At 42.0% G+C, this 15,100-nt stretch carries 8 protein-coding genes and 1 pseudogene; 6 read left to right on the plus strand and 3 right to left on the minus strand.

Annotated elements, in window-relative coordinates:
* The first annotated feature begins 112 nt into the window (after window positions 1–112).
* From E0F88_RS00840 to E0F88_RS00865, 6 genes are all read left to right on the plus strand, one after another.
* The gene (locus E0F88_RS00840; RefSeq protein ID WP_131955737.1) at window positions 113–583 is read left to right on the plus strand and encodes a hypothetical protein; all 471 of its coding nucleotides are present in this window, start codon (window positions 113–115) and stop codon (window positions 581–583) included.
* A gap of 23 nt (window positions 584–606) precedes the next feature.
* Window positions 607–1,287, plus strand: coding sequence for a PRC-barrel domain-containing protein (locus E0F88_RS00845; protein ID WP_131955739.1), 681 nt, complete (start codon window positions 607–609; stop codon window positions 1,285–1,287).
* Window positions 1,288–1,397: 110 nt separating this feature from the next.
* Window positions 1,398–2,621 (plus strand): DUF2254 domain-containing protein, encoded by a 1,224-nt coding sequence (locus tag E0F88_RS00850; protein WP_131955741.1) that lies wholly within the window; start codon window positions 1,398–1,400, stop codon window positions 2,619–2,621.
* Between the two features lie 382 nt (window positions 2,622–3,003).
* The gene (locus tag E0F88_RS00855) at window positions 3,004–4,740 is read left to right on the plus strand and encodes an APC family permease (RefSeq protein ID WP_131955743.1); all 1,737 of its coding nucleotides are present in this window, start codon (window positions 3,004–3,006) and stop codon (window positions 4,738–4,740) included.
* Between the two features lie 65 nt (window positions 4,741–4,805).
* The gene (gene nhaA, locus E0F88_RS00860; RefSeq protein WP_131955745.1) at window positions 4,806–6,128 is read left to right on the plus strand and encodes a Na+/H+ antiporter NhaA; all 1,323 of its coding nucleotides are present in this window, start codon (window positions 4,806–4,808) and stop codon (window positions 6,126–6,128) included.
* A gap of 18 nt (window positions 6,129–6,146) precedes the next feature.
* A complete protein-coding gene (locus E0F88_RS00865) occupies window positions 6,147–7,469 on the plus strand; it encodes a DUF389 domain-containing protein (RefSeq protein ID WP_131955747.1) in 1,323 nt (440 codons plus the stop codon).
* Window positions 7,470–8,193: 724 nt separating this feature from the next.
* Here E0F88_RS00865 and E0F88_RS00870 read toward each other — a convergent pair.
* From E0F88_RS00870 to E0F88_RS00880, 3 genes and pseudogenes are all read right to left on the minus strand, one after another.
* Complete coding sequence (locus E0F88_RS00870; RefSeq protein ID WP_131955749.1) at window positions 8,194–11,394, minus strand: chemotaxis protein CheB; 3,201 nt, start codon at window positions 11,392–11,394, stop codon at window positions 8,194–8,196.
* A gap of 156 nt (window positions 11,395–11,550) precedes the next feature.
* Window positions 11,551–12,795, minus strand: a pseudogene (locus E0F88_RS00875) (IS256 family transposase).
* A 1,011-nt stretch (window positions 12,796–13,806) separates the two neighbouring features.
* On the minus strand, window positions 13,807–15,024 hold the full coding sequence (locus E0F88_RS00880; protein ID WP_131955751.1) for a site-specific integrase: 1,218 nt from the start codon (window positions 15,022–15,024) through the stop codon (window positions 13,807–13,809).
* Window positions 15,025–15,100: the final 76 nt, after the last annotated feature.

Below are 15,100 nucleotides of genomic sequence, written 5' to 3' on the forward strand. Positions count from 1 at the left end.
CTTCCAACGTGCAAATATTTCATTGGAAGCAACATGAAAAGGTTTTTTCGAAATGCAAACATGAAATGATCTTGAAGACCGTATTCAGATTGCGCATCTTACTGGCATGATTATGGCACCAGAATCAATTACATCATATGAATCCAACCGAATGAATCCAAGAGCGTCAATCCGAAAAGCTACCAATTATCTCATCCCCTTACTTGTTATCCTTTGTATTATATCTTCTTGTTCTAAAAAATTAAGCTTTTCAACTTCAGCAATTGTCCCAGCGGCCGAAGGGTCGGTTAAAATCAAAAAGGACAAAAATGAAAACTATGCGGTTGAACTCAATGTGCGCAACCTTTCAGCGCCTGATAGGCTAGTAGAATCTAAAAACCTTTATATCGTATGGGCAAATACCAAAGATAACGGAGTCCGTAATATGGGACAACTAGAAAACTCTCACGGCCTTTTTTCAAAAAGCCTTAAGAGCAGCTTGAAAACAGTCACCACTTTTGAACCCGTAAACTTTTTCATTACAGCTGAAAAAGAGGCAAAAATTCTATATCCGGAAGGCCAGGTGGTCTTGACCACCAAATAATTCTCACGAAACAATATCAAAAGATGAAAAAAAGCCTTAAAAGCCTTACCTCAATTTCACTTGCAGGTACAGATGGACAAATCGGAAAAGTGAAAGATCTATATATAGACGATGAATCCTGGTTTATCCGCTATTGGATCGTGGATACAGGCGACTGGTTGCCTGGTAAAAAGGTACTGATCTCAGTACAGTCGCTAACTATCCAGGACTGGGAAAACGATGTCCTTGAAACTGACCTTACCCTGGACCAGATCAAAAACAGTCCGGACATTGACACGGAGCAGCCCGTGTCCCGTCAACAGGAAAAGAAACTATACGACCATTTCCCGTGGCGTATTTATTGGGGGCCAGATATGGGCTCAAAAGGTGAGCTTGCGCCATTGACAGAATCTGTCAAGGCCGCGTTGGCAAATGATCCGGATTATCACAACAGTTACGATAATCCGCATTTGAGAAGTACTTATAAACTAATTGGTTATGACATCCAGACAACCGATGGACAATCCGGAAAAATTGTAGATTTGATTGTCGAAACTGAAAACTGGGAAATTATTAACCTGGTTATAGAAATGGGCAATTGGTTTTCCTCTGACAAAGTCCTTTTACCGGTAAGGGCCGTTACTGAAATCAAGTGGGCCGGATCTGAAATCGCCGTTAGCCTATCACAGCTGCAAATCAAGGAAAGCCTTCCTTATGAACCATGATTCCCGGTTAATGTGGCTGATAGCTGCTTTGATTTTCTTGGGCGGCTTACCTCCTAGTAACTTTGAATCCAAATTCTTTAAAGCTCTCATCCTATATGCAGTAAAGATCAATGAATGCGAATAATTTCTTTCAGAGAAAATACCAGAAAACAGTCAACAGCATAGCCTTTTACCCGGCTATCATTGCGCTTGGGTTTCTTGTTTTATGTGGGCTGATGATATCTTTTGATTATTCCCAGCAAGGAAAGCTGATTAAAGGACAACTTCATTGGCTGCGTTTAAAAGACGCAACTACTGCCAGAAGCATCATATCGGCCGTTGCAGCGGGTGTGATATCGCTGACCGTCTTCAGCTTTTCCATGGTGGTGATCGTGCTCAACCAGGCCGCATCCCAGATGAGCAACCGGGTACTGGGCCAACTGATCGGCAATAAATTCCAGCAGATCGTCTTAGGTATTTATATCGGTACGATTATCTATGCTTTTTTTCTTCTCAGTACCATACGCGACATTGATTCAGGGGTTTACATTCCCGCCCTGAGCACCTATCTGCTGATATTTTTTACCATTTTCGATATTTTCATTTTTATCTATTTTCTTCACTACATCACCCAGTCTGTCAAATACGAAGTGGTTATCCAGCGGATATTTGACGACACCATGGATTCACTAAAAAAAGCATGTCCAAGCCAGCACCAATCGTCCTTGCCCACCCAGCTGGTTACTCCCTACAACATTAAGGCTGCCAAGTCTGGTATTTTCGAAGGAATTGAAATAGATCCCCTAAAATCCCTTTGCACACAGCAAAGTTTTCAGATCACCATCCTGATCTCACCCGGAACATTTGTGTTGCAGGGCACCCCAATTATTGGCACCAGTAAAGATTTGCCCAAAGAGCTCCAAAGCAAACTTCTTGATCTGGTCATAATCCCCCTTACGGAAACGATTAAAGGAAATTATTTTTATGGTTTTTCCCAGTTAAGGGAAATTGCCTTAAAAGCCCTGAGCCCGGGCATTAATGATCCTGTTACGGCCATTATCAGTTTGCGGGCGCTATCTTCATTGATCCTGTACAGAGCAAGCCATTTCCCAGAAAGTGCCTTGACCGATGACCAAGGGACCGTCTTAACGGTAAATTCAGAAATCAGTTTTGAAACAGTTGCCTGCGAGAGCATCAATCCCATCTGGGACTATGGCAAAAATGACCGGCTGGTCTGCCGGGAGCTTTATCTAATCTGTCAGCAATTAAGGGCGTTAACGGCAACTACCATCTTTGATATGCTCATAAGTGAAATCGCTGTCAGAGAAGTCGCATTTATCCCTCCCCAAACTTGATTCCAGACGATTTACAATTCCAAAGCCTAGTTCAATTTTCCTTAACAATGCTGCTGCCGACTGCGCCACATAGGCTTTTACCCTTTCCAGGTTGCCTTATACATCAAAATGTGCAAAGCTGGCTTTCGCAGATTTGGCCGTTCAAAAGCACCTGCACAGGTTTTCCCTATAAAAAATTTAAAATTTGTTTACAACTTACCCATGTGAATCCTTTGCTATACCGCTTAGGGTAGTTAATCTAGCATTTATTTTTCCAAGTCCTTAGGCTCTAATGTGGCCAACCCTTATCAGCAAGAGCTATATAAAGTCTCTATTTATTTACCTTTAACTTTTTCAGTGCCCAGATAAGCATCAAACAAACCACTATGCCAATATAATTTTTATGCAAACCCACAAAAAGCTTAATGAATTGGCAGCAACTGCTATCTGCGGCAACGATATCACTTCGTCCTGCTTATATGTTTCTTCCCTAACTATTATTTATGCAGGCCAGTATGCATGGCTGGCACTGCTCATGGTAGCGATTGTACTTTTTCTCTTCCGCAAAATCTATGGGGAAGTAGTAGGCGCGCTGCCATTAAATGGCGGGGCTTACAATGTGCTTCTGAACACGACCAGTAAAAGCAATGCTTCGATTGCAGCTTGCCTGACCATCCTATCCTACATGGCCACAGCGGTTATATCGGCCAGTGAAGCAATGCATTATCTGCATGGTATTCTTCCTTCCCTGCCTGTTCTTTTAGCTACCGGCGGGCTAATAACCATTTTTCTGTTCCTGGTCATGTCAGGCATTAGCGAATCATCCATCGTTGCCGTCATTATTTTTGTTTTGCATATAGTAGCCATGGTCACCCTGATTGGTAGCGCTGCATGGTATGTATGTGCAAATGGCCTTGATATTGCGACTGCCAATTTTAAGATGCCTGCCCATGGAAGTTTTGCCACCGCTTTGTTCCTGGGTTTTAGCACGGCCATGCTTGGGATTTCAGGATTCGAAAGCTCGGCCAATTTTGTGGAAGAACAACAAGCGGGTGTATTCAGGAAAACGCTGCGAAACATGTGGGTGGCTGTGTCGGTAATCAACCCCCTAATGGCTTTGGCCGCAGTTTCCGTACTTCTCTTAACGGAAGTTGCTGTCAACCAGGAAGCGCTGCTTTCCCACATGGGCGGAATCACGGCAGGTCCATGGCTAAGAACATTCATTTCTGTTGATGCAGTCCTGGTTTTAAGCGGCGCGCTGCTCACATCATACGTGGGGGTCAACGGCCTGATTAAAAGAATGACCTTGGACAGGATACTTCCCCAATTCCTGTTAAAGGAAAATTCAAGAGGAAGCTCTCCCCGGATCCTGATCTTGTTTTATCTGCTGTGTTTGTCCGTGCTGGTGATCACGCGCGGGCAGCTTGGCCCATTGGCGGGCGTCTACACCATATCATTTTTGCTGGTCATGATATACTTCGGGTTTGGCAACTTTCTACTGAAAATAAAACGGGCACGGTTGCCAAGGCCCGAACGGGCCTCCGGCCTGACAGTCGCCCTGGCTATCCTTGCAGTCATGGTTGCCCTTTATGGCAATGTGACCATGCATGCAGAATACCTCATTGTCTTCTTACAGTATTTTCTGCCAGCCATCATTATCATTTCGCTGCTTTTAAACCGCAACGAGCTGCTCCAATATCTGCTCGTTGTCGTTGATAGTTTCTTTACTTCGGTCAAAAGAATCGCTGCATTGAGCAAGCTGCATCTCACCCGGGCTTTGAAAAGGCTGACCGAGCAGGAGTTTGTCTATTTCACAAAGGGGGATGATATATCGGTCCTGAACAAGGTCATGATTTATGTACAGGAGAATGAAATAACAAAAAAATTGAAAATCGTTACCGTTTTGGTTGACGGCGGGCATGTTTCTGAAGATTTTCTGCGTGACCTGGATGTGCTTGACCGCGCTTATCCGGAAATAAAAATTGAGTACTTGCAAATCCACGGCACATTTGGCCCTGAGATCATCGAAAGGCTCAGCCAGGAATGGAACATCCCGATCAACTTTATGTTTATCAGCTCGCCAAGTGACCGGTTTTCACACCGCGTGTCCGACCTAGGTGGGGTAAGGCTAATAATATAGCCAGTATCACATCAGCTCAAAACATAAAACTTCGCTTACAATTATTAAAAAACTTACCTCCCATCATGAACGAAGCTCCCATTGATTATTTACTTAAACCTGTCAGTAAGTTCATCCATCAGGAATTTACAGGTGGGATCATTTTATTTGTCAGCGTACTGATTGCAATCATTTGGGTTAATTCTCCCTGGTCAGCATCTTACCATCATCTCTGGGAGACGAAGTTATCCGTTGGCATTAACAATTATCTGTTAAACCAGCCACTGCATATCTGGATCAATGATGGCCTAATGGCTATCTTTTTCTTCGTCATTGGGCTGGAACTGAAAAGGGAATTTATTGCCGGTGAATTGTCCACGATCAAAAAGGCTTCTTTACCTATGATGGCAGCCCTGGGTGGCATGTTAGTGCCGGCCCTGCTTTACTTTCTGATCAATATTAACATGGGCTCTGAACATGGATGGGGCATCCCAATGGCTACTGATATTGCATTTGCCCTTGCGCTGCTATCAATGAGCGGCAACCATATACCAGCTTCGGTTAAGGTCTTTTTATCTGCCCTTGCAGTCGCTGACGATCTGGGCGCAGTTATGGTTATCGCCTTTTTTTACACGCCCCACATTTCTCTGGTACCGTTATTGGTAGCAGCAGGATTTCTCTCTGTGCTGGCAGCTGGCAATTTCCTGGGCATCCGTAACACGCTTTTCTTCCTGATTATTGGCATTGTGGTTTGGGCCGGGTTTTTGTTCTCGGGCGTACATGCTACCATAGCGGGTGTACTCGTGGCCTTTACCATTCCGGCCAGGACCAGAATCAATGAAAATGACTATGCAAGTAATATAAAAAAGTACATTGCAAAATTTGAAAAGGCTATTCCGCAAAATGGATCGCTGACGACCACAGAACAGCATCATATGATCGAAAAAATAAAAATGCTTAGCCAGTTTGCTGAAACCCCATTACAGAAAATAGAATATGCCCTGCATCCTTGGGTTGCCTTTGTGATTATGCCCTTATTTGCCCTTGCCAATGCAGGAATGCATATTGGTTCGGACTTTTTCTCATCGCTGGGCAATCCAGTCAGTTTAGGTGTGCTGCTGGGCCTGGTGCTGGGCAAATTCATTGGCGTCTTTTCGTTTACCTGGCTAATGGTGCGCTCCGGATTTGCGCAGCTGCCCGCATCGGCAACCTGGCAGCACATTTCGGGAGTGGCAACGCTTGCCGGCGTAGGCTTCACCATGTCCCTTTTTATAACCGGCTTGGCTTTCAGCTCCGAGCTGCTGATAGACCAGGCAAAGTATGGTATTTTACTGGCGTCCGTTATAGCAGGATCTGTCGGCATTTTTATATTAAAACGCAGTAAGCCAGAAGGCTTCAATAACCAATAATAAAGCCGTTTAGCATCTATGAGCTCAGCAAATAACTTATTAAAACGGTTTGACATTTCCAGCCAGCGTGAAGAATACAGTGTTATTCACGACACTGTTGAAAGTGGTATCGAATTCAAGGGCACAAGCTTGTGGATCCTGATCTTCGCCATCTTTATCGCCTCGGTCGGCCTGAACGTCAACTCGACCGCAGTCATTATCGGCGCCATGCTGATATCCCCGTTGATGGGACCAATCCTTGGCATGGGCTATAGTCTGGCAACCTATGATTTTGCGCTCTTTAAAAAAGCTTTTTTCAATTACCTGTTTGCAATCCTGGCCGGGCTTTTGACCTCTGCTGCCTACTTTTCGATCACCCCGATTTACCAGGCGCATTCAGAGCTGCTGGCCCGGACACAGCCCAGCATTTATGATGTGCTCATTGCTCTTTTGGGCGGTCTGGCTGGGATCGTAGCGCTTTCAAGCCGAAGCAAAGGAAATGTGATTCCTGGTGTTGCTATCGCAACGGCGCTGATGCCCCCACTTTGTACAGCAGGATATGGCCTTGCAACGGCAAACTGGCCATTTTTCTTTGGGGCTCTTTATCTGCTTACAATCAATACAGTCTTCATTGGTAGTGCCACCTTGATAACAGTAAGGCTACTTCGTTACCCTATCCGTGATTCAGCAGATAAAGATCAGAGAAGGATGGCCAACAGATGGGTAACCTTTCTTGTAATCCTTACAATGGTACCAAGTGTATATTATGGTTATTTGCTTGTACAGAAGGAAACTTTTATCCAAAATGCAAATAAGTTTGTCACCAACGAAACCTACATTGAAGGGGATTTCCTATTAAAAAATGAACTCGATCCGGCTAAAAGGCAGATTAAGCTCATATATGGTGGTAAAATGATCGGAGAAGATGAGAAAAAGCGCCTGGTCCAAAGAAAAAACATTTATGGCCTGCACAACGTCACACTGATTATTCAGCAAGGCTTTTCGATTAGTGATGTATCCAAAGACTTGACCGAGTCCCAATTGTATCAGGCTGAAATCAACCGCTTAAAAGCGCAGCTCAGTACTAACATACAAATGCAGGACAGTATTTCGGTACAAAAACAAATTGCAGGACAGCTTTACCGGGAAATGAAGCCGCTTTTCCCAGAAATCAAATATTGTTCGGCAGACAAACAGTCATTTTTTACGGGTTCCGGCAAGGTGCGACATTTTAACGTATTGGTCTTAGGCTCTTCAAACCCATCTAAAACCAGAAGGGATTTTAGACGGATTAACAATTGGCTGGGCGTGCGCTTAAAAAGTGACTCAATCAAGGTTTACATTGAAAAGGCTACGTTTTAACCATATTGTTTATGCGGCAATTGAAAGTTATACATAAAATATCCACACCCCTTTTTTGAAGGCTTGGAGTCTTGTCCTCGAAAACCTTACATGTTTGTCTTCTTGCTTAGGCGAGATATAGCATCGTTGAACACCATATGTGTTCCATGAAAAGATTACATTAAAGGTTTGTGAATGTGTGTTTATTATATCCTATTTTTAAAGCCTATAAGTTAGATCAAAAATGCAAGTATAATGCTTGAGGTTTGGATATAGCCCGCTTAGGGCAAGGAAAAATCCTACACGGACGTCGTGATGTCGTAATGGTTCATCTGGTAGTCGGTGCTATACTTTATTTTTTTAACCTAATGATACAATTTATAAATACACTACCGAATGTATATAAGCCTCTCGCATTTTATTTAGTGCACAGATACGAGATTAAAAAAGAAAAATTGCAAAGAATTCTCTCAGCAAGTTCTTGTGAGGTACTATCTCTTTAATGGCCACTTTGGCTTTGCAGCTCGCGCTGAATTTTCTGCGTTTCTTTTTCATAGTCAACTGCTAGATTAAAAAATTTAAGTAGCTATCCAGATATTAGGGAGTATTATATCCCTTTACTGTGATTATCTGGACAATCGTAATAATGTATCGTCCTGTTTTTACCTTACAATCCTTTTATATATCATCTTCTAATCTCTAACCCTGGTTACGGGGAGCGCAATCTTTCATCTTTAATTATTATTTACAAATCAGCAGGCACTTTACTCAATAAAATAGTAAACTTACTTCCCTTTTCAGGCTCACTTTCGACGGTAATGGTACCGCCAGATGCGTTGACTATCTTTTTAGCCAGGTATAGCCCAATCCCATGACCATCAATCTCGGTATGGAGCCTGCTATATTTATCAAAAATTTTATCTACATGCCGTTTATCCATCCCCATTCCATTGTCCTGGACTGAAAGTATGGTATGGTCGTCTTCAGAGGCAATACGTACATGGATGACTGGCGAGTTCTCCGATCGGTACTTAATTGCGTTTGAAATAAGGTTGTAAAGAATACTTCGCAGGTTTTTTTTTGAAAATACAATGTGTTTCACCTGAAGATCCCTTTTAATTACTACCCCGCTGGATTTGATCTTCTCCGTGAGGCTCCAGTCGATGTTGTCCAGGATCTCATCCATGTCGACCAATTCGGTTAGCAAAGAATCGTTTTCAATTTTAGCCACAACGGCAATTTCACTGATCAAGGAACGGAATTTTTTCACCGAAGTGTTTATGATCGGCAAAAAATCGTTAAGCTCCGGATCATTGACATTGATTGCATTCATCACGCTGATACTTCCTTCTATGCTATTTAGCGGGTCCAGAAGATCATGCGAGGCTGTGTGGACAAAATTTTCCAGGTCAGCATTGATACGCATCAGGATCTCATTTTTTTTATCGAGTTGCTGCTGTGTCCTTTTTAGCTCAGAGATATCGTTGAATGTAATGATAGCCCCTGAGGTTTTGTTGCTGCTGTGACGGATATAAGGCATCGTCATGGCCTGGTACCATTTGCCATTTTGCGCTTCAATCTCTTTTGTTACGACAAGATCATCGCTGGCAAGTACCTGTCTGATATCTTTAATAATGGTCTCAATTTTAAAATTCGTAGAGATGTTGCCTAGTGGCCTTCCGATATCACCGTCAACAACATTGATCAGTTTAGCCGCGCCAGGGGAAAATTTTATCAGCCGGAGTTCACTATCTATAAACAGCTGTCCGTTGATATTGCTTCGGAAATAATTATTGAGATCGTCATTGAGCTCTAAAAGCTCTTTATTTTTAAACTGGTAGTCGGAATTGATGGTGTGCAGTTCCTCATTGATTGATTGCATTTCTTCACTTGTACTCTGCATTTCCTCATTTGCAGACAACAGCTCCTCATTAAATGACTGCATGTTCTCATTCATCGAGTATAATTTCTCATTCGAAATAGCAAGTTTTTCCTTCAGCTCTTTATTTTCCTGTTCCAGGCTGAGTGTATACTTATTAAGATATACTTCTTCATCAAAGGCCAGATCGGCATCGGCATCTGTATAAATTTGAAGTAATTTGTCTTGTTGAATACGAACTACCAAAAATCCATTAGGCCGGCCTTTAAAAATCATTGGGATGATCGACAAAGTAACTTCGACGATATCCTGGCCCTGTTTTATTTTTATTCCGTTAACCCAGGAAGCTTCTCCGGTCTTGATTACCTGATTGATCATTGTTTTATAAGCTACGGACAACGGACCTGGAAGCAGCTCTGTAAAATCACTGGTCATGATTTTCTGAAGTAGAAATTTTGTATTATCCCCATAGAATTTCAGGATCCGTTCATTTTGATCAATACATATGACAAGCTCTTTCTGATTTTTACTCAAAGTCTCGCTGACTGCATCGCCAAGGGTCCGGTCCGGGCTTTTCAATATTTCTTCTTGCGCAAAGGTTGAGTCAGCAGGTCTTTTATATGAAAGTTCGGGCAACGAAAATGAATCAAACCTGACAGCCTGATTGGCTTCAAGGTTCTTATACACTTTCAATTTTTTACTTACCACTTCCAGGCTCTGCATGATCGGCATGGGATTTTCACTGGACCCCAAAAACAGGTATCCATGTTGTCTGAGGCCAAAAAGCAGCATCATGTAAATTTTCTTTTGCAGTGCCGGTGTCATGTAGATCAGAAGGTTCCGACAACTGACAAAATGCATATTGCAGTACGGCGGGTTTTTTACCAGATCATGCTGGGCGAAAATCACCATCTTGCGAAGCTCAGGTTTTACCCTGTACTTATCGCCTTCCAGTAAAAAAAACCTTTCAAGACGGTCTTTTGATACATTGCCCATGATCCCGGAGTGGTATATACCTTTACCGCCATGTGCCAATGCTGCACTGTCGATATCGGTAGCGAAGATCTTGACAACACAATTATTGATTTTATCACCTAACTGCTCACTGATAAGCATAGCCAGCGAATAGGCTTCTTCCCCGGTAGCGCATCCTGCCACCCACATTCTGAGCTCGTGTTGTGGTTCAAGGGCGGTAACAATAGCAGGCAGCACCTTGGTTTCGACGAAATTAAAAGCCTCCGTATCCCGAAAAAAACCTGTTACGCTAATTAAAAAATCTTTGGCAAGTGCTTCTAATTCAAGGGGATTTGCTTTAACAAATTCAATGTAGCTTTCCAGCTCGCCAAAGTTATTGGACGCTGCCCTTCTTTTTATCCTTCGCAGTATGGTGGACTGTTTATAGTCAGAAAAGTCAAGAGGTAACTGCTGATTGATCAGTTCAATGATTTCAACCAGGTGCCGCTCATCATTAATACCTGAGGTCATTAAATCCAGGTCTCGTTTTACATAATCTTCTATCACAGCAGGCATGGATGCGGGTTCAAGGATAAAATCCACCATCCCGGTTGCGATCGCGTTAGCCGGCATGCTGTGGAACTCTGTACCTTCTGGCTCTCTGGCTATTACCAGGCCGCCCGCTTTTTTTATGGCTTTGATACCGTCGGTGCCGTCCGATCCCATCCCTGAAAGGACCACCCCGATTGCTTTTGGGCCATAATCTGCCGCCAGCGATAAAAAAAAAGTATTGATTGTCATGTGGGGACTGCGGTCATTCTCTCTGCCCCTTAAATACAGACAATGCCCGCGAACGGTCATAAACTTGTCATTTGGAATCAGATATACCTGATTGCCCCGTATTGACATACCGTTTTCGGCCAGCTGCACGGCGAGCTTACTATGCCTGGAAAGCAGCTCAACCATACGGCTTTTGAACTCGGCAGATAAATGCTGGACAATGATATAGGAAACGCCATCGACTGGAGTATGGTCGAAAAAAGTATTAATTTCCTCGAGGCCACCCGCCGAAGCACCTATTGCAATGATATGGTGTGGTTCTGCTGTAAGCATAAGGTAGTCGGATTGGAATAATATCTACAAGGTAGACCTTAATAGCACCAAACTCTAATAAACGAAAGTAACAGAATACTTAAACCAGATAAAACAACAACTTCTGTTCAGGTGGGAGTGTACGCTGAACTGTGTCAGGGTTTGATTTTGGAAGATTCATCCTCCCAGGAAAAATTCTCGATCTGCCTGTAATCTGTCACCAAATTTAATATACAATTGAGACATCGTCAAGCCCCAATTATGGATTGACATCGTCCACTTTTTTGAAAGATCCCTTACAACCAAATATACCAGTTTTAGTCGCGCCTGATCTGAGGTAAATGCTCCTTTTGTTTTTGTTACTTTACGAATTTGTCGATGCATTCCTTCGATAGCATTTGTGGTGTAAATAACCTTTCTTATTTCAGCAGTAAACTCAAAAAAGGTCGATAGATTCATCCAATTATCCATCCAGGATTTCACAGCCAAAGGATATCTTTTTCCCCATTTGTCGTCAAATTCCAATAGCTTTTCATATGCTTGTTCCTGATTAACTGCCTTGTAAACAGGTTTCAAATCTGCAATAACGGCCTTTTTATCTTTCTCAGGCACATATCGGATAGTGGTACGGATCTGATGAATTATACAAAGTTGAATTTTAGTTTTTGGGAATACCGCTTCAATAGCTTCTGGAAAGCCCTTCAAGCCATCTATACAGGCGATTAAAATGTCTTCAACGCCGCGTTGTTTTAAATCTGTTAGGAAGGACAGCCAAAATTTAGCACCCTCGTTTTCAGACAGATAAATCCCAATCAAATCTTTTTTCCCTTCACGGGTTATTCCCAATATGTTATAAATTGCCCGCGATTCAACGGTTCCATTATCCCGCACTTTATAATGCATGCAGTCCAGGAAAACGAAGGGATAAACGGCTTCCAATGGCCTGTTACGCCATTCATTCATCAGCGGAATTATCTTGTCTGTGATATGAGAAATTTCGGTAGCAGAAATCTCCATTGCATATATTTCCTTGACATACTCGGAGATATTGCGCGTACTCATACCGCGTGCATACATCGCAATTACTTTATCTTCAAGCTCTTCGGTGACGATTAATTGGCGTTTTGGCAGGATTTTAGGCTCAAAAGTACCTTGGCGGTCACGACTACTTTCGATCTCTAAATGACCTGACTGAAGACTTCGGACAGTCTATTTGGTTTTTCCATTTTTACGGTTGCTCTCACCAGCAGCTTTGCTTTCTTCGAGGTGGTTGTTCAGCTCACCTTCGAGCATAGATTCAAGTAGATGTTTTAACATTGGAGCAAATAAACCATCAGTACCGCCCATTTTTTTGCCGTCGTAGAGACCTTGCATTGCTTCTTCTTTGAAGCGCTGAAAATCGAAGGATTCGTTTGTCTTCATCGTGTCTATAAGTTAAATTTACTTATTTTTCCCCTTGATCAAATTAAGAGGTGACACAGTTCAGTTTACAGTCTCGTTCAGGTTAAAAATCGTTGATTAAATATATGAGATGCTTGATATTCGCAAGCCAACCTTTTGCGCATTCATAAAAGCACGTTAGAAAAGCGAGTTAGTGTTTAATATGTTGTAAAAATGAATTTTTGCTATCCAACATAATTTACAGTTTCACCATCGATTTTTGGTAAGCTTAACGGATACATTCCTATTCGTAGATTTTGTTTTTTTCTTACGGACATCATTACCGAAAAGACGCAGCGTTTTGCATGATATTGCCAACCGACGATTTAGCAATCTTGATTAAGTGGCGACTTCACATCGAGAATCAGTTTTTCGGGTAATGCGTTAGTAGATAAATAGTGAAACTGTACCGATTTAAAGTATCATCATCAAAACAGCGTCGCAGCCGGCTTCCTTCATGATTTTTAAATCTAAAAAGTGTACTGATTTAACATTAGTTTATTGCGGTAAAGTCGAGAGAAAATTCAAGGCCAAGGTTCAAAGAAACAGGTTTTCGCTAGACTATACGGCTCTTGGGTAAAATTTCATTTTAACCCACTCCTATTTAAATTTATTGAACCAAAATATTGCCCATCTACTTCTAAACCACAATTCTAATTGCCGCTTTTGGAATAATTATATTTCATTTAAACCACCGTTTTCCGGTACAATAACCCAATGTTGCAGCTGCACGTGAAATTAAGGTTATTTTATCACTGAGGCTTTTTTTAATGATCAGCCTTTACTGCCAAATAAACGCTTCACTGCAAATCCATATATCAAAGTAACATGGATTTTCCGAGATTTTGCCGATGCCAGGTTATAGGTGAAGGACCAATCTGTATTTGAAAATTGCGACATCGAAGAAGCGTGTGTAAAGCAGAGTTCTATTTCATATTGTTCTATCGCCAACAAATTAAGCCCCGAAAAGAAATACTCTTTTCGGGGCTTAATTTAATTACCCAATCGATCCTCTAACCGCTGCATATCTTCACTCACTTTCAGATCTATAATTTTTGCATAGTGTTGAGTCTGACTTAGGTTTTTATGCCCAAGCATCTTTGAAACGGTTTCTATAGGCACCCCATTACTCAAGGTTACTGTCGTAGCAAACGTATGTCTGGCAATGTGAAAAGTGAGTACTTTTTTAATACCACAAATATCAGCCAGTTCTTTTAGATAAGCATTCATTTTCTGGTTACTCAACACAGGGAGAACCAAATCTAACTTTTCACATTGTGGATGCGAACTATACTTTGCAACTATTTCCAGCGCCTTTGGAAGTAGTGGCAAACGCGTCGGTGATTCAGTTTTTTGCCTTTGTGTCATAAGCCATTCTTTGCCGTCAACACCTTTCAAAAGTTCTTTACGGCGGAGTTGTTTCACATCAATATAAGCAAGACCTGTGTAACAGCAGAAAACAAAAATATCCCGCACATGTCCGACACGTTCAATCTCGATCTTTTTATTCGCTACCATTTTTAGTTCGTCTTTGGTCAGGAATTCTCTGACTTTTTCACGACGAGCCAGCTTAAACCCAAAAAATGGATCTCTAGGTAACCAACCTTTTTTAACACAGCTCAAAACGATCTTCTTAAAATTTGAAAGATATTTCATCGTTGCGTTGTGACCGCAGTTTCTAACGCTTTTAAGCCAGAAAGAATACTCAGAAATGAAGTCATAATCTAGATCTCTGATTTCCATATCGGATTTCTCATACTTCCATAAGATAAATGCTTTGGTATGTTCCAGACTTGTCTGATATCGCTGGAATGTACCATAGGCGAAGTCCTTCCCTACCAGCTTCTCCATTTGATCATTGTGAATCTGAAATAACTCCAAAACCATCCTTTTCTTTTCCTCTTGTCCTAATAATATGTTACGGACCATTTCGGATGAAACTTCTTTTCCAGCATCCATTAACTTACGGCGGGCATAATGAACATTATGGGCAACGGTATCAAGAAAAACATTTAATGTTTTGGCATCCTCCTTGCTACCCTGCGCACGACCGGACCTCGAATTCCACCGGCTAACCACCCACTTTCGCTTCAGGGAAATCTCATTAGACTTCCCATCAATTGTGATTCTGAGATAGATAAACCGATCTTCCCCTCTGTCGTTTTTTGTGGGTTTTAGATAAAACAATAACCCAAGTGTCTTTTCCATCATTTTTCAAGTACGTTTAGAATGAAACAAAGTTCAGATTCTACCCTAAAAGAAACAAGATGTAAATTAGGTTAACAAG

Source organism: Dyadobacter psychrotolerans, assembly GCF_004349265.1.
Taxonomy (GTDB): Bacteria; Bacteroidota; Bacteroidia; order Cytophagales; family Spirosomataceae; genus Dyadobacter; species Dyadobacter psychrotolerans.